The organism is Macromonas nakdongensis, assembly GCF_002837145.1.
GTDB lineage: Bacteria > Pseudomonadota > Gammaproteobacteria > Burkholderiales > Burkholderiaceae_C > Macromonas_B > Macromonas_B nakdongensis.
In genome coordinates this window covers 1-16,585 of the sequence record NZ_NWMV01000024.1, presented here as the reverse complement: position 1 = coordinate 16,585, position 16,585 = coordinate 1, and the positions used below count along the sequence as shown (strand labels likewise).

14 protein-coding genes are annotated in these 16,585 nt (G+C 57.1%); 7 read left to right on the top strand and 7 right to left on the bottom strand.

Annotation, left to right across the window (positions count from 1 at the left end; translation table 11 throughout):
- Nucleotides 1-66: 66 nt before the first annotated feature.
- Entirely contained in the window at nucleotides 67-1,032 is a 966-nt protein-coding gene (locus tag CON77_RS04460; protein ID WP_101047941.1) for a DUF932 domain-containing protein, read from the bottom strand.
- Between the two features lie 89 nt (nucleotides 1,033-1,121).
- The gene (locus CON77_RS04455) at nucleotides 1,122-1,511 is read right to left on the bottom strand and encodes a hypothetical protein (RefSeq protein WP_101047940.1); all 390 of its coding nucleotides are present in this window, start codon (nucleotides 1,509-1,511) and stop codon (nucleotides 1,122-1,124) included.
- 431 nt (nucleotides 1,512-1,942) lie between these two features.
- On the opposite strand from CON77_RS04455, the gene CON77_RS04450 reads away from it, so the two are divergent.
- From CON77_RS04450 to CON77_RS15085, 4 genes are all read left to right on the top strand, one after another.
- A complete protein-coding gene (locus CON77_RS04450; protein WP_101047939.1) occupies nucleotides 1,943-2,176 on the top strand; it encodes a helix-turn-helix transcriptional regulator in 234 nt (77 codons plus the stop codon).
- A 13-nt stretch (nucleotides 2,177-2,189) separates the two neighbouring features.
- The gene (locus CON77_RS04445; protein WP_157826839.1) at nucleotides 2,190-3,488 is read left to right on the top strand and encodes a DUF3987 domain-containing protein; all 1,299 of its coding nucleotides are present in this window, start codon (nucleotides 2,190-2,192) and stop codon (nucleotides 3,486-3,488) included.
- Nucleotides 3,489-3,731: 243 nt separating this feature from the next.
- On the top strand, nucleotides 3,732-4,865 hold the full coding sequence (locus tag CON77_RS04440) for a YagK/YfjJ domain-containing protein (RefSeq protein WP_101047937.1): 1,134 nt from the start codon (nucleotides 3,732-3,734) through the stop codon (nucleotides 4,863-4,865).
- Between the two features lie 380 nt (nucleotides 4,866-5,245).
- On the top strand, nucleotides 5,246-6,106 hold the full coding sequence (locus CON77_RS15085) for a hypothetical protein (protein ID WP_157826838.1): 861 nt from the start codon (nucleotides 5,246-5,248) through the stop codon (nucleotides 6,104-6,106).
- Nucleotides 6,107-6,190: 84 nt separating this feature from the next.
- On the opposite strand, the gene CON77_RS04435 is transcribed toward CON77_RS15085, so the two are convergent.
- Entirely contained in the window at nucleotides 6,191-8,959 is a 2,769-nt protein-coding gene (locus tag CON77_RS04435; RefSeq protein WP_157826837.1) for a hypothetical protein, read from the bottom strand.
- Between the two features lie 364 nt (nucleotides 8,960-9,323).
- Here CON77_RS04435 and CON77_RS04430 point away from each other — a divergent pair, with 364 nt between their 5' ends.
- On the top strand, nucleotides 9,324-9,620 hold the full coding sequence (locus CON77_RS04430) for a WG repeat-containing protein (protein WP_157826836.1): 297 nt from the start codon (nucleotides 9,324-9,326) through the stop codon (nucleotides 9,618-9,620).
- A gap of 374 nt (nucleotides 9,621-9,994) precedes the next feature.
- Here CON77_RS04430 and CON77_RS04425 read toward each other — a convergent pair whose 3' ends face one another.
- Both CON77_RS04425 and umuD read right to left on the bottom strand, forming a co-directional pair.
- Nucleotides 9,995-11,311: a Y-family DNA polymerase gene (locus CON77_RS04425; protein ID WP_101047934.1), complete on the bottom strand. Its 1,317-nt coding sequence runs from the start codon at nucleotides 11,309-11,311 to the stop codon at nucleotides 9,995-9,997.
- Between the two features lie 39 nt (nucleotides 11,312-11,350).
- Nucleotides 11,351-12,127, bottom strand: a complete 777-nt coding sequence (gene umuD, locus CON77_RS15475; RefSeq protein WP_232788402.1) for a translesion error-prone DNA polymerase V autoproteolytic subunit — start codon at nucleotides 12,125-12,127, stop codon at nucleotides 11,351-11,353.
- Between the two features lie 412 nt (nucleotides 12,128-12,539).
- Between umuD and CON77_RS04415 the strand changes: the two genes are divergently transcribed.
- Both CON77_RS04415 and CON77_RS04405 read left to right on the top strand, forming a co-directional pair.
- Complete coding sequence (locus CON77_RS04415) at nucleotides 12,540-13,217, top strand: SOS response-associated peptidase (RefSeq protein WP_101047933.1); 678 nt, start codon at nucleotides 12,540-12,542, stop codon at nucleotides 13,215-13,217.
- Between the two features lie 532 nt (nucleotides 13,218-13,749).
- A complete protein-coding gene (locus tag CON77_RS04405; RefSeq protein ID WP_101047931.1) occupies nucleotides 13,750-14,823 on the top strand; it encodes an ImmA/IrrE family metallo-endopeptidase in 1,074 nt (357 codons plus the stop codon).
- A 2-nt stretch (nucleotides 14,824-14,825) separates the two neighbouring features.
- Here the strand turns inward: CON77_RS04405 and CON77_RS04400 are convergent, their stop codons facing one another.
- Together CON77_RS04400 and CON77_RS04395 are read right to left on the bottom strand one after the other, a co-directional pair.
- Entirely contained in the window at nucleotides 14,826-15,746 is a 921-nt protein-coding gene (locus CON77_RS04400; protein WP_101047930.1) for an alpha-glutamyl/putrescinyl thymine pyrophosphorylase clade 3 protein, read from the bottom strand.
- Nucleotides 15,743-16,585: thymidylate synthase (locus tag CON77_RS04395; protein ID WP_101047929.1), on the bottom strand; the 843-nt coding region annotated here is incomplete at its 5' end. The genes CON77_RS04395 and CON77_RS04400, both read right to left, overlap by 4 nt.

The window sequence follows — 16,585 nt, the reverse complement described above, 5'->3', positions numbered from 1 at the left end:
TTTATGCCGTGGTGGTGAAAAAAGTGACGGTAAAGTGCAGAGAAACCCGGTCGGTAGGACATCCGTTCACGCCACCATCTGCAGCGCCGCATCAAGTGCCCTTTGCTTGAGTTGCGCTCCTTGGCCGAACCAGGCACTGTCCAGGCGGTATTCCTGGGACCGTGCCCGGCGTTCGTGGTCCACGAACTCGGTGATGGAACACAGCAAGCCCCAGGCGGTGCCCTTGGCTGCCCCCAGTTCTGCTCCCCGGCCGTGGCCGTCATAGAGCTCCTGCACCTTCTTCAGGGCGCGCTCGTTGGTCAGTGCACCGGAAGGATCCTGACCGTCAGAGGCACACAGCACCTTGAGGAAGTAGTTCATCGCCTCGTGGCTCTTGACCTTGCACTCGGCCAGGGTCTTCATGCGGTACATGAAACCGTCCCACTGGGAGACCGCAATGCCCAACTGCTTCTTCACCGCTTGCGCGTCGAAGCTGGTGCTGTGGGGCACCTTGATGGCGTGGGCCGCCCCGTTCAAGGCAATGGACAAGGTGTTGTTGCAGACGACGCGCACCGTGGTCGGTGTCGCGGTGGTCGCCAGCGTCCCGTCGCAGGACGTGGCCAGCAGCAGATAACCCTTGACCACGTCGTGGCCCTTGAGGGCGGTTTCTTTGCCCGTGCGGGCCAGCGCCCAGAACTTGCGGCCTTCCTTCAGTACACCGGCGGTTTCCAGCTCGTAGCCGGAGACCTCGGACAGGTCGCGGTAGAACTCCAGCACCTCTTTGGGCTGCACCACCTGGTAGCGGCGGCCCACCACCGACAGGGGCGATTTGGTGTCGCTGCGGTAGAGCACCTTGTGGTCCTCGTAGGAATGGATGGTGCCCAGCGCCCCGATCTGGTCGGTCAGGAAGCGCACCGGGGACTCGCAGATGGTCCAGTCCATGCCCGCTTCACGGGCCCAGACCTCGATGGATTGTTTGGCAGGCAGGGCATTGCCCAGGGCATGCCAGGGGGCCTCACCGACGTAGGCCATGGATTGAACGGCGTGTGCCATGGAAAAACTCCTTCAAAAAAACAGAGACAAGAAAACGAACAGGAACAGCGGAAGCAAGACGAAGCAGAGAAGCGAGAACGGCGAGCGGATCAGGGCGACTCGGAGACCGGTTCATCGCTTTGAAAGGTGTGGCCACAGGCCACGCACTCGACGTTGTCCAGGACCTTGCGGTCGATGACGTCACCGAGTTGGGCCCCGGCCAGGCCACCGGTGGCACCACCGATGAGGCCGCCCAGCAGGGCACCGGCCAGACCACCGATGGGGGCGCCCAGGGGGCCTGCGATCAGGCCGACCAGGGAGCCCAGACGGGCACCGGTGGCTGCACCCGCTCCGGCGCTGGCAATGCCACCGGCGGTACCGGCAGCGGCACCGAGCACACCACCGACCTTGCGGGCGGTGGCGCGCTGCACCAGGTGGGTCGAGTGGCAACGGGGGCAGTGCAGCTCGTGGGGAGCGTGGGGTGTTTGGGGTGAAGACATGAAGAACTCCTTGGAAGACAGACGGCAAAAAGCCCCAAACCGGCAGGACCGGATGGGGCTCAATGGCGTGGGGGTTGAGGGTGGGGGAGAAGTGAGTGGTGGAAGCCGGAGGGGCAGCGCTTGGTCAACAGACTGACCGGGAGCACGGTCCAGAAACGCTCTCGGAAAGGGCGTGTTTCATGACCATTTGGGGCTCAGCAAGTGCAGACCTTCCCGGTTTCCAAGGGGGTGATATGTGGCTGAAATTTTTTGGAATCGGCTACGCCTGCAAGATGTTTTGGCTCTGACGGGCCGCCAGGAGTTCATCCAAGTCCAGCTCAATTTCCGAAGACCCCCCGATTTTTTACATCTAGCACGTCACTTTCTCGAAAAGTCGTCCTACGGAAAAATTCGACTTACGTCATGTGACGCACCACTGAAAGGATACAGAAATGGACGCCAGCCAAAAAATCTACCTGCTGAAGGTACCTGCTGTGGAGGATCGCTTCCAGGTGAGCAAAGCGGGGATCTACGCCCGACTGAACCCCGCCGACCCAGCCTATGACCCGGACTTTCCGGCACCCATCCGTATCGGAAAAAACGCGGTGCGCTTCATCGAGCACGAGCTGGAAGCGTACTTTGCAACACGCCCCCGTACAGGTTCCAAGACCGCAGCGTCTAAATGATCAGGAAATCAACATGTCATACATGATTCCCCACACACAACCTCTCTTCCCAGGACTGTTGGGAAAATTTGAACAAGACCTGGTTGCAGGAGGCATTGACCCTGTCATCGTGCGTGGCGAGCTGATCGGCTTCGTTTCGATGCTCACTCAAGGAGTAGCAGATATCACTTGGCCCAACGGACAAGCTGCCCGCATAGGCAGTTCGTCTTTGGTGATCGCTCCCTCAGGCTACGGCAAGTCGATAGTGTTTCGTCAAGGTATGGACCCCATCGAGGAAGCCCTTCGACAACACGCTGATGCCCCCCACTTCGCCGAAGGCTTTCTGACGGACGACCCGACCCGCGAGGCAATTACTCAAGACATGTCGCAATGTCCAGTGAGCTGTGTGGCCGCAGAGGAGGCGGGCGTTTTGAAGCGACTGATCCGTGAATCAGCCACACTGGTCAAAATGATGGACGGTAGCACCGTGCGTAGCGCGCGGGTCTCCTCGGGGCGCGTGACGATAAAAGAACCACGACTGGCCGTGTTGATTCTGGCTCAGCCGCAAGTCGCATCTGAGCAATTGGATTTGCTCAGGGCTTCGCAGAGCAGTGTAGGGATGCCCAATCGCATGTACATAGCCTGTGGTGACCGTCCTCCCCATAGCGCAGCTATCCGGATGCTAGGACTGTCGCCTGAGGTACGCCGGCAGTATGGCGAACGGACAAGCGCATTGCTTGCTGCGACCCGTCGCCACTTGGATCCGGACTGCCCTCGACCCAAACTGTCACTTACCCTCGCAGGGCAAGAGTTCCTGCAGTACCTGACAGAAGACGTCCGACGCATGCAGCACCCCAGTTCGCAGTACAGCATCATCCCGCAATACGTACAGCGCCATCCGGAGCGCGTGCTGTCACTGGCAGGAGCACTCCATGCTTTCGTGTACGAGCCAGAAGGTGAGGTGGACTTAGAGATGCTGCAGATAGCGGATTGCTCGGGCCGTAGCAGCATTGACACCTTCCACGCTTTGAGCTTCCAACCACCAAAGCCCACACAGGTCCAACTAGATGCTCAGACGATTGCTCATCTGATATACGACCATCGCCATGCCTTTCACTACAACAAGATCACAACAAAGGTCCTTCGTGTGCTGGCGAAAAATGCAGGGATCTCCACGGCCCAATTCGGTCGAGCTTTGCCATGGCTGGCTAAGCATGGCCTGATTCAAATCGGACTTGAACGCCATACAGAAACCGTTAATGCCAGTCCGTTGCTCCAGCGTGCCACGTACTCTGGCGGCGAATACATGCAACTGTATTCCCGTCCGTACTGAGGACAAAGGGAGAAGTTAAAAGGATATTACTGTGAACAATTCTATGCCATCGATATGGGATTTGTGAAGCGGGAATTCCAATGTTCAGTGGTGAAAGTATTCGTACTCAAGTGAAAATCTCAGAGGTGAAATTATGGTAAGTAATAAGATGTCATGTAATGACAATATAGCTGTAAGGGTTAGACTACTTGTGATGATATCTGCCTCGTAGGGTGGTGATTTCTCACAGTGGGAGTGTGCTTTATGAATGAAAACTACTTGGCCATTAAAGGGGAGTCAGGAAAGACGTACTTATTTTCATCAGGTTTGGAAAGCCTGGCAAGCTTGGAGCGCTTCATGAAGGAAGTGCTGAAAGGAGAGAAGTTCTACCATGAGGTATTTACCACTCTGGGTGGTAAAGAGATGAGGCGTGTGTCTGCATTTGGGAAACACTGCAGTCGTTTGTCAGACTATGCATTGTCCTTTAATCCAGAATTCAGTTACTCGCCTCTTTTGAGGCATTTTTATCAGGAGTATGAACGTCACCCTATCAGGGCTTGGGGTGATGCAGGGATGATGATATCTGGGAAAATTGGTCAGAAGGAGATTGAACTATTTGATGATTTCGTAAAGGTGCTGCGAGATGTTGCAGTGAAGGAGAGATTGAAGGCAAAGGTGCTGGACTGGGAAAGTAAATGGCGAAAGAACAAGTCGCGGATCGAAAAAATGGAGACTGAGTTATTTGAGAGACATGCCCGGCTGGTCGTTGTTCGGGTAGATTTCATGTACCACAAGGAAGTACTTTCGGAGGAGGAAGTTGGAAAGATGGTTGCTGCGCAAAATCACATGCACAGCAGATTCAGGGGCTCTGATCGACAGCAGAATGGCTCGGGAAACTTAATTTGTCTGGTTCCGTTTGAAGAGGTCCAGAAAGACCGTCAAAAATTTACTGAGAAGATGAGGAGTCATCCTGAGATATTCAGATACTTGGTTGGTTACGCATGGCGTATAGAGTACACGCCAAGGGTCGGATACCACATGCACTTTGTTTTGTTCTTTGATGGCTCTAAGGTCCAAAGGCACGAATATTTGGCTGAGCAAGTCGGTCATTTATGGGTCCAGGAAATTACCCAAGGCCGCGGCTATTACCACAATGTCAACCGAGACAGGGACAAGATCTGGGAAAAAAAGTGGGTGTTGGGACCGATCGATCATTGGGATCATGACCGACGAAAAATACTGGTTGAGGACGTGCTCAGCTACTTCTATAAGGGCCGTCAGCGCATTCAGATGCTGCCTTACAAAGGGGCCAACCTGTTTGGAACGATGACACTCAAGCGACGTGCAACACGTCGCGTCGGTAGACCACGGTCTATCCGGTCAAGCACGACACCATAACCAGCGGAGCTGGCCAGTGTCACTGTGCTCCCGAAATCGTCCTTTTGTAAGTAAATCAACGACTTGTGGGATTGTCGATATCGCGGTCATCGTGTTGGATGGAGACCTATGAGTGACCTTGAGCTTGTGATCAGCGTCTAGTCTGGGGCCGCTCATGGTGGCTTTGGTCTCTCAAGCGAGAGGCGCTACGTCATTCGGAGCAATCTTTATTGGAGCCAAGCGATTGTTGGTCGTATACTCAAATCGAGCATGTATCCAGCCCCATCAGTTGATGTCCGGGTTCTCGCAAATTTCGCTGACGAGCATGAGATCTATGTTCATGTTGGGTTTGGTCTCGGTCTTTATTCAATTTCCTGAGTTTTGTGGCTGTGGGTGAATTTATGAGCGCTAGAATCAAAAGAGTTATTTTTGATAGAGCTGAAGACTTGTGGAAAGCCTTTGGTAAGTTCATGAAAAATAAGTCTGCGGTTCGGTTTGTGGTTTTTCTTCGTCTGCATTTTGCGGATGATGATAAACCTTATAGTTACTCTTTAAAGGGGAGTCGCGGTAAGGACGGTAGGTGGATGTATCCACCACCCGATTCTTTAAAAGATACAGAGCCAATGACTGAAGAGCAGATTCGGCAAGGTGTCAAGTCTATAGTCGATTTTGTAGATGGTTATGTGCGTAAGCATCGGCTCGAGAAGCGATGGGAAGAGCTTTTAATCAAGTATGACCCGATTTTTCGAAAGTGGGGAAGTGTTGAGGATTGCTTGGATGGCACGCAGTTGGGGGTTTACGCACTTGTCGGTCTTGGGTACAACGGTGCCCTTTGGGCTCCTATGGTGGCCAGGCAGTTTGCTCTCGAAGCTATTGAGGCACTGCAAAAAAGCGATCATCTTGCTGCGACGATACTGTTGGGTAAGGGGATGCATTGGATCGAACCTGGGGTCATCATTCCAGATCCCTCTAAGCTCTATTCAGAAAGGGCCAGATCTGGGGGTAAGGCTTTGGCTGATAAGGACATTGAACCTATAAAGAAATTGACTGAGGCTTATCTTTTGCAAAGGAGTGACCATACTTGGGGTACCTTTCGCGCCGTTGCGGAGGAGGTCAGTTCTTATTTGATTAGAAACCATGAGGAAGCGTTTCATCATTCTAGGATCTTGCCAGAAAATTTACCTGTTACTCTTGTTGGATGGTTTCGAGAGAGCCCTGAGAGATTCTTAATTAAACTAAGTTCAAATTCTAAGCGGGTTTGATTTTTACTGGGATAAATCCTGCAAGGCAAATGACCGTGAATGCCCTGGCGGTTTTCTGTTGCTGGATCGCCATCTCCTGTGACTTCAGTGCCCAGTTTCAAGACCACCAGAATCGATAGGGCATGACTGAAGCAAGTTGATAAGCTCTGGGGCATTCTTCCCGGCTGAAGGCAGGCGACTTCGTGCCCACGAACACCTCTCCAGCAAGGAAAAAAGCGCCGGACTTTCGTTGAGCACCTCGATGGCGACAGCTAGCTTGTCGGCTGGAAAGGTGTGCAAGAGATTTTCGCGAGCTGGCAGACCCGTTGCTTCATCGCGGAACAACCGTTCGGCTGTGGCAGCATCCCAAGTCCACAGGAATTCTGCGGCGGCCACCCCTAGCCATTCGTGCGTCAGAAGTTCAGGCAGAACGGGGCTGGCGCTTTTGCCGAAACTGGCTATATCTGGTCCGGTGTCAACAAACGACTGAAAGCTGATGGACTGGGACCGAGCCAGCAGCAATGGGGCTCTAAACTCAGGCGGCAAACTCTGAGGAAATGAAGCCAGGTGTCCCAAAGCAGCAGGCGTCAAATCGACCAAGGCTTCGGCTGGAGACAGCTGAGAAAGCAGCCAAAGGCGAACGCTTGAGCGCTGATAAAAAGCAAACAGGTTGCTCTTGCGCTCCTGCGCTCCCATTTCAAATTCAAGGTACGAGCTCCAGAGTTGGGCTGCAGAGCCTTTTCCGGCCGATCTGAACGATTGCAGCAGGACTTCTTCGGTCCATCGATCCTCAAGTGTGATGAGATCTTCCCACCAGGTGGTGTCTGCGGGCCAGGCGCCATGAGCGGCGCGTCCCAGCAAAGCAAGTCTCAAAATGCGTGGGGCGTTTTCCACCGGTTGATCCCAGTCCTTCACCAGCTCGTCGGCCACCTTGAAGAAGTCTTTCCAAGATCTCGATAGCTGTTCGACACCTTTTTCGGGCCAAAGCGAATCCAGCCAATCGGGAGCGGGTGGCAGCGACTCGCTCCAGCCAGGAAACAGCCATTTGGGTGGTGACTTATCGACCAGTTTGTCCGGCACTGTGACCAGCAAGCTCCATGCCCAGCATGCACCGATCCAGGCCAACTGCTGAGAGGGTGATTCCAGGGGTCTTGTCCAAGGCGCCGGTAGACTGAAAGCAGCCAAATCAAGATCAAGCCTGCCGATCACTGCTTCGGCCAAGTGCATCAGTGCAGGCTTCAGCGTGTCGTGGATCACTTCTCGGTTGGAAATGCGCCGCCCGATCGCGACAAACAACGCCTCAGAAGCCCCCAGCGCCGCTGCCGAGGTGGCGTTGTCAGCCATGTCATGCGTCAGCGTTTGCACCGCCTGCATCAAAGTCTCCATGGGCACGGCGTCCAGTGCCGCGTCGACCTGAGCTCTTCGGTCTGCGTCAAAACAAGCCAGGCCCCAGGATGATGACTCCTCCGCGATCTGTCGCATCAGCTTGTCGCGCACGACCAGTCTGACCCATGTGGGGTGCGCAAAAGCGAACTGCCCCACGGGCCCCTCTGTCAGTAGCTCGTTGCCGTGCAAAGCTCCTGCGTTGCCTGCTTTCAAGAGAGCCACAACGCGGTCGGCAGCCTTTTGTCTCTCAGGCGCGGTTCTCGCTGATGCAATTGCATGCACTTCCTCAGCCGATGGCGGAAGCTGACTGGGGGGCACCAGTGTCAACCAATCATCCGCCGACAGGGAGCCACGCCAAGCCAGTTCCAGGCGGCTCCAGCGTGTAACGGCCCATTGTTGCAACTGAGCGCTGTGCCGTGAAGTCTTGTCAGTGAACAGCAATTGGGTGAGCTTTTTCCCTGCCTTCGCGTCGTTCGGTTTGGGGAGCTTGGTGATGGGCTGTGAGTGCGCCACTGCACACAATTGCAAGAGGTCTGACGGAGTCTCAAACCACTGGCCCAGTGGGTCAAATTGCTCCAGCCAATGGCCCATGCTTTGTGCGTCAAACAGCGTATCTGCTCGTTGCCAGTTCAGTCGTTTTTCAACCCACTTCAACAAGGCAGGTCGCCAGTCATGTCGGAGAGTCCAGGTCCAATGCTTCAGGGGGTTTGGGGTCGCCAGGTCAAACAACCGTCGCTGCTCGTCTGGCAAGCTGAGCCGCTCCCAGCTCATCGACTCTATGTAAGCGTCCAACTCGGTTGTCACCTGACGGACCGGAACGGGAGCGATCACGAGCAATCCGGCCGATCTATGCCGAAGACCAAGCGCTTTGTAGTCCTCCTCAGTAACGTCTCCTTCGACCACAAGGATCAAGGGTTTAGGGTCCCGCAACTGGTCGCTGGCATCTTCCAGTGTTGGTGAGACGACCACCCTGTACCGGCTGGTGGCAAGCAAATGGTGGGTCAGTAGCCGCCTCTCCAGCGCATCGGCGATGTGCAACCAATGGTGCTCATAAGGTGCGCGCCATTGCGTTGGTTCCGGTCTGAGCCACTCATCGAGGGTAGGTCTGCCATAACGATGGCCTTCAGGCTTCTCGTTTACTTGCTCATTGCCAATTGCCCACGGTTCTTCACGTCTCAAATCCAGCGGCTTCAAGCCTGGAAACCCTGGAAAGCTGAATGCAAAGTTTGTGGCAGAAGGACTGTCGTGCAGTCCCAGATCTGGCAGCGACAAGTCCAACAACGACCCGAGCGCTTGTGCAACTTCGATATGGTTGATCCACCAGGTGGTTACTCCTTTGTCGAGCTTGCCAAGCTGTGTTTCCAGTGATCGGGGTTGCATCCCCCAGTCGTTGTCAGGGTGCGCTTGGAGCAGTGCTCTGGCTGTCGCCCCAAATGATGAAAACCCCTTGGCATGCTGGGCTGTTTTGATGGGGTTGAGTGATGGCATGGATGGGTGATGGAGCGGTATTCCTCGCAAGAAGAATATCTTCTACAGAAGCTGGTATGCATCGGATTATGCATCTATGCATTGTCGATGCATCTGTGATGCTCATGTCGAGATTTGTTGGTTCAATATCTCCCATCGGACCGAAACACATCGTCCGTTCAGCATCAGATCCGGCACCTCCCTAGGGTTTCATGCTGTGTGTTTTGGAGGTGAACTGAAAGATGAAACATGCGTAACACCACACTTGAAAACGCTCCCAGCAAGACAGGCAAGCCATCGGGTGACCGTCGCGGCAACAACCCGCCGGCAAAACGGTAAAGCACCCCGGACATCCCCTGCAACGGACTTGCAAGGGATGTCCCTCATGGCCCACTTTCTGGAAATCACCATGTCCAAGTACCTTTTCGGCGCAGCCCTGTCCGCATGTCTGCTGCTGAGCGCATGCAGCGCACCCGGTCCCAAATTCCGAAACGTCAGCTCCTACAGCGAAGGATTGGCTGCTGTGCAGCACACAGGCGGCAAATGGGGCTTTGTGAACGAGCGCCAGCAATGGGTCATCCAGCCGCGCTTTGATGAGGCCAAGTCATTCCAGGCAGGCCGTGCGGCTGTGAGGCAAAACGGCAAATGGGGGTTTATCGACAAACGAGGCGACTGGCTCTGACCGCTCGTACACATTCGGCGCACGCCTGGTGCTATGAAATACTGCACGAACAAAGATTTCAATCAGTTTGTGAAGCAGCTTGTTCATGAGGGCTGGCTGTTTCGGCGAGGTGCCAGGCATGGCAGACTGACCTCCCCAATTGGGGACCTGACGCTCACGGTTCCCTGCTCACCCAGCGATCATCGTGCGTTGCAGAACTTCCGCAGAGATGTGCGCCACGCCCAGCGTTAGAACTCGATTTGGTGCGTGGAACATTGACACCCGTTTGACGGTCCGTTGAGTGATCTGGGCTACCCATGATGGGCATTTGTAAGCCCCCTTTGTAAGAGGCGCGGGCCTCAACGGGTGACGGAATCGATGCCAAGACACAGCGGTCACGTGACAGCCATGACCTCATCCCACCGCGTCGTATACCGAGGTGTGCGCCGCTCCTGCTTCATCACCCAGCGGCTGCGCTGCCTCGCGTCCCGACCCTCCACCAATGCCGAACCCAGCTTGAGCGTGCCCCTGCCGTAGCGGTCGTTGAGCGCATCCAGCGCCGCCATCAAGCGTCCGTTGCGCACCTCCGTCTCCCGCGCATCGTCGCCCAGGTCCAGCTCCTGCTGCGCCACGGTGGCCGCCTGCAAGTCCAGCAACATCACCCCCGCCTTGGCGTAGTTGTAGCCCGGCCTGAAGATGCGCTCCAGCCCCATCAGGGCCGCCCCCACAATGCGCAGCGTGTCTGCCGTGGGCAGCCGCAGTGGCACGGTGATGGACTTGGCGTACTGTTTGTCCTGTACCCTGAAGCGGCTGGTGTGGATGAACACCAGCACGGCATTGGCTTGGCTGTTCTGGCCCCGCAACTTTTGCGCTGCCCGACCGGCAAATTCCGTCACCGCTTCTTTGAGTTCGGCCAGGGCCGTCACCTTCTGTCCAAAAGAGCGCGTGCAGGCGATCTGTTGCTTGGGCTCTGGGACGTTGTCCATGGAGAAGCACGAGACGCCATTGAGCTCGCGCACCGTTCGTTCCAGCACCACCGACCAGTTGCGTTTCACCGTGGCCGGGTCCAGTCGCTTCAAATTCAGCACGGTGTGGATGCCTGCCGCGTTGAGCTGCTTGCCAATGCGGGGACCCACTCCCCACACCTCGGTGACGGCGGTGCGATTGAATAACCAGTCTCGCTGCCTGTCCGTCATCTCGGCCAGGTTGCACACCTTGCCCAATTGAGGCGGGTAGCTCCCCGGCTTGCGGTCGGCCGATTTGGCGATGTGGTTCGCCAGCTTGGCCAGGGTTTTGGTGTGGGCGATCCCGATGCAGGTGGGAATGCCTATGCCTTGCAGGATCTCCGCTTGCTTGCGCCGGGCTCGCTCGGTGGCATCCGGGATGCCCGTCATGTCCAGGAAACACTCGTCAATGCTGTAAACCTCCTGCCCACAGCCCAAGGTTTCCGCCATCGTCATCATGCGGTGGCTCATGTCCCCGTACAGCTCGAAGTTGGCCGAATACGCCTTCAGGCCCGCTGTCTGCTCCAGGTGTCGGATCTGAAACCAGGGCGCCCCCATCTTGATTCCCAGGGCTTTGGCCTCGTCAGAACGGGCAATCGAACAGCCGTCGTTGTTGGACAGCACCACCATCGGCTGACCGTTCAGGGAAGGGTCAAACACCCGTTCGCACGAACAATAGAAGTTGTTGCCATCAAGCAAGGCAAACACCGAAGGCGATGAGACAGCGAACCCCATGGATTCATACCCTCAAATCTTGCGACCGAAGAGCTTCACACAGGCGGTCATCACACCCCAGACCGTCAAGGTCTGTCCTTCCTTGAGCACGATGTCCGGGAAAGCGGGGTTGGCAGCCACCAGCTTGGTGAGCCCATCCTTCTGGTACAGGGTCTTGAGCGTCAGCTCGTTGTCCACCGCCGCCACCACGATGTCACCGTGCTTCGGTGTCAGCGACCGGTTGACCACCACCAGGTCGCCGTCATGGATGCCTTCGTTGACCATGGACTGACCCCGCACACGGGTCATGAAGCAAAAGGGCTCGTCCAACGCCAGCATCTCAGCGAGGTCCACCCGATTCACTTCAAAGTCAGCCGCCGGGGAGGGGAACCCAGCAGGGGTGCTGTGCTGCATCCAGGGCATCTCCAAAGCGGCCTTGGGCCCCAGGGCTTGCAACAGCACATGGCGCGACGGACTCTCCAGCGGCTCAATGTCCGTCCACTGGGGGCCGCCATCCGAGGGCTCAGCATCGGCAGAGGGCGATTGCCTCACCCCATCGTGCGACTGGTCCAGCCAACCGGCCTCCACCCCGCAGGCGGCTTCCAGACGCCGCGCCAACTTCGGCCCCAACGGGGTGCCGGCCTTCAGGCGACTCCAGTGGGCGTTGTCGATGCCCACGGCGTCGGCAAAGGCCTTGTCGCCACCACCGCGACCCTCGGCGATCTCTTGGAGACGCCAGCGCACGAACAGCGCCAAGGCGTTATGGCGGCGCAGGGCCTGCAGTTCAGCAGATATCGGTTTGACGGGCATGGGCAGAGTCAGTCAGGCAGGAAAGAATTGAAACTCAACGAAATTGAGTTGATATTACACCGCCTGCGGATCAAAATCCGATACGCAGAAACCTCCAGGCTGCGATCCGGGCTGATCAACACGTCTTCAAGCGGGAGACACCTCCCCGAGCCAATTGCTGTTAGATTCACGGGGCTGGCTTCAACCAGCCCCGTTTCACCTCCCTGAACGGGGGCGTGCCTGGCACGTCTTCAACCCGGCCCGGCACACAGCGCCTTGGCCGGGTTTCTTTTGGGTGGGGCAAACACATCCCCATTTACCGTGGGCAGCCCTGTGGATAAGCCCAGGCAAAGTGGTACAAACCGTTGATTTGCAAGCCGCCCATTGAAGCTGCTCATCTTTTGGGCAGTGAGCAGACAGATTCGTCCAGCCCATGTGCACCAACTTCACCCCCACCCGCAACGACCGCTGGAGCCGTGAAACCTTGGGCGTGGACGTCTCGGGCCTGAACTGCCCGCAGGAGACCTACCCAGGCTATGCAGCGCCGATCGCCTTGTTGGACGATCAAGCCCGCATCACCTGCCAGGCAGCCAGGTTTGGGTTGATCCCGCACTGGGCCCAGGACGGCCAGGCCGCCACGCAGATCGGCCGCAAGACCTACAACGCTCGCACCGAGACGGTGGCCGAGAAACCCAGCTACCGCACGCCATGGCGCAAGCGGCAATTCGCCATCGCACTGCTCGATGACTTCTTCGAGCCCAGCTGGGAGACGGGCAGGGCGGTGAGGTGGCGCATACGGCGGGAGGACGGCCAACCCATGGGCGTGGCCAGCATCTGGGACCGGTGGACCGATCCAGGCACCGGTGAGATCGTGACGACGTTCTCGATGCTTACCGTCAACGCGGATGGGCACCCGGTGATGGGGCGGTTTCACCGGCCGGGGGATGAGAAGCGCAGCGTGGTGGTGTTGGAGCCAGTGCAGTTTGGGGCTTGGTTGAAAGCCGATATCCGCGTGGCGTCTGAATTGCTCAATGCGCCAGGTGCCGGAGTGCTACAGGCGAGCGAGGCGCCGACGGCAGGGCAGGTGGGCGTGACGCGGGTGCTTTTTTAGGCTGGGAGCGGAAGTCTACCGACGTCCGCTGTGCGCACGTTAGCGCTGGCCAGTGCGGCGGAGTAAAGGCCGCGTGCTGAAGCCCCAACTTTCGGACCCGTGCGACTCCAAGAGCCGGCTGCGAACGGGAAATAGGGCCGGCACCTACGACCTGGTGATGTTGCTCGCGCTGCGCTGCGATATTCGAGGACAATCGACTGATGGGGCTTGAAGTCGCGTTCCAGTCAATAGCGTTGCGTTCCACGTGTGAGAGTCCCGCGAGGGCCAAGCGTGAGTTCGGGAATAATGCCGCTTATGCCTTACGTAGGTATCTCGCCGATCTGGAAGCCGTTGAATCGGTCGCAGAGCTAATGGAGATGGGGCTGGAATTTGAGAATTGCGGGTTGAAGGTGGGACTGATACGGTTTGAACTCAGTGAAGGGCGATACCTCTACTGCGAAGTGAACCATCAGCAAGTACCGATGACGGGCGAAACGGTTGACTGGGCTAAAGTCTTTAGGCTAAAGATCGTCCATATTGGAGGTGACCTTTGATGCGCTCCAATGAGTTTTTTCCAGCATGGGCGTCTCCTCCGGGTGAGACCGTGCGACATCTTGCCGCCAAGAAGAACCTTCGATCCGACGACCTGGCGCAGGCGTTAGGGGTTTCTCTAGAAAGCCTCTCACAGCTTTTCGACGGGGAGTTGCCCATAACGGCTGCTCGCGCAAAGTGCCTGACCGGCGTGGTTGGAGCCAGCGAGCGTTTCTGGCTCGCACGGGAGGCGCAGTACCGGCGCGATCTTCAGACGCTGCAGGCTGACAACAGACAGTGGGTCTCAAACCTCCCCTTCGCAGATATGGCGCGGTACGGCTGGCTGAAGGCAGCGACTTCGACTAACGAAAAACTCCAGCACGCGCTGGAATTTTTCCAAGTCAGCACTGTCGACGAGTGGCGCGATGCATGGCTTTCGGATCAAACCGGCATTACTGCTTATCGCACGTCCCCTGCTTTTACGACGCAGTCGGCGTCAGTCGCCGCATGGCTAAGACAAGGGGAGCTGGCGGCGGCCGAGTTGTCCGTGGGCACTTGGTCGCGTGAATGCTTTGAACGCTTGCTGCCATCGTTGAAGCCGCTGACCCGACTTCACGAGCCTGCTGAGTTCATCCCACAGCTGCAGGAACTGTGTGCCGCCTGCGGCGTCGCGGTTATCATCGTGCGCGCGCCAAGGGGGTGTCCGGCTAGCGGCGCGACGCGCGTCAAGAACGGCAAAGCGATCTTGCAGCTCAGCGTTCGCTACCTACGTGACGACAGCTTTTGGTTCACCTTCTTCCACGAAGCCGGTCACTTGGTTCTCCATGAAGACCGGTTGTTTCTCGAATGGTCCGACCGGCGTGAGCTCGATAGCCACGAAGAGGGCGAAGCGAACAAGTTTGCTGGCCAGTTGCTAATCCCGCCGTCCGAAGAAGCGGCCTTGCGGACGTTGCCCCATGAGTACCGCAACATCATGAGGTTTGCAAAGAACTTGTCCATCTCGCCCGGCATCGTGGTCGGTCAGCTTCAGCACCGTGGGTTGCTGCGTCAGGACAAGCTAAATTTCCTCAAGAAGCGGTATTCTTGGGCTGAGTAGGCCTAGCCGCGGAAGGGCTTGTAGCGATTTGGGCTTTTCTGCCAGTTGCACATGGCGTCCTCCATGACTTGCATACCGACGCCGAGATGCTGCTCAAGTGCGGCCACCCGTTCCTCCAACACGCGGGCTCCTGTGTTGGAGTCGATCTGGCCGTCGAACAGCAACTTGGCACCGCGCTTCGGTCCGGTTGCCTCGTTCATGTATGTATAGTCCGCTTCGATGTTGGCGAGTCCAACCTTGCTAAGCATGGTGAGGTAGTCGAAGCGGCCCGTGCGGCCAAAGCGCAGCACTGCTCGCATTTGTTTATAGAGCAAACCGAAGGCGTGACGTGCATTCCCTTTGGTTTGGGCGTGAGCCTGAGCAATCATTGCAGCGTGTGAGCCAAAGCCGGTGATCCAGGCGACGTAGCTGCGAACGATAGCACCCGTCCCCTTGGGCCCCGGCTTGAGCGACTCGTACTTACGGTGATTGCCGAACTTGCCGACGAAGGTCCCGTGATAATCCTCGATCCAGTGGGCATAGGACTGTGGATCGTTTAGGATCCGGGCCCACGTCCATGGCACCGCTTCGGAGGCACCATAGAGCTCAGCAGCAAGCTGCCACCCGGTCCTGAGGTGGCGACCGCAGTGGGTAGCCAAGAAGACAAGCCAGAAGGCCTCCTCCGCCTGTTCCGCAGACACGGCCACGGCCGCCCTAATGGGGTCGAAGAACGGGCTCTGCGGGTCGGCACGTGACGCGCTGATAGGGCGGGTACGGACGGTCTGTACATACGACACACGTTGAATGCTGTCGATGAGTTGCCAGACGAAGGCAAGCATGTTCTCGGGAGGCACCACTCCTCGCAGTGGCATATTGTGCTGATGGAATGTAAGGAGCTGGGCTTCCAGGGCTTGCGCCCGCTGTTCCTTTTCGTGCGCATTCATACTGCGGCCTTTGATGCGTTGTTGCTGCTATCGAATATCGTCACTTGGTCTTTGACCGAAGGTACGACCCCGTAGCGCTTGTTGATGTACATGGCGTAAACGTCGTCGCACAGACGCCGCTTTAATCGCTTGATCTCGTTTTGGTTGCCAGTTGTCTTACCGGACTTGTAGATCGCCAGTAGGGTGGCCAGGTCCGCCCAGTATGGCTCCATGGATTCCCGCGGGTCTACGGCACTCGCGTTGCCGTTCCTCACCGCCTTCTCGAAATCCAAGAGCGTCTGCACGGAAGCCCATGGGTCGCCCTTGGGCATCGGAGGCATCGGGCGCCTGGGCTGCCAGCCCTCTTCAAGGTAGCGAATGGCTTTTTTCTCGTCCCCTTCGTACAGGTGCAGGCTACCGACAGAGTGCCTGTACTCTCCCAACTCGACATCCAGCGACCGGGCTACAAGCTCCTGGATCATGGTGAACGCAAACACGTCGTGCGGCAGGCCAACCCAGGCGTCGTTCGACCGCATGGATGTCAGCATGTGAAGCCGTCGATCCCGGATGACGAACTGCATAGTGCAGGTGCAGGGGATGTCGTTGTGATACTCAAGCGTGTCATGGCGATCGAACAACTGCACCACTGCCTGACGCGAGTCGGGCTTGCTCTTCAGCGATGAAATGACGCGTGCCAACTGGTCGTTTGGGCGTTTGCCAAACATCCTGGGACCGTACGCGCCGTGGATGGTCAATCCATCATCCGATGACTTCGTGTACTTTGAGATGTAGTGCTCGATGAAGTCTAGTGCGTTGCTACCGGATAGTATCCAGAGCAGCTCCCCGATGGCCAGGTCAAA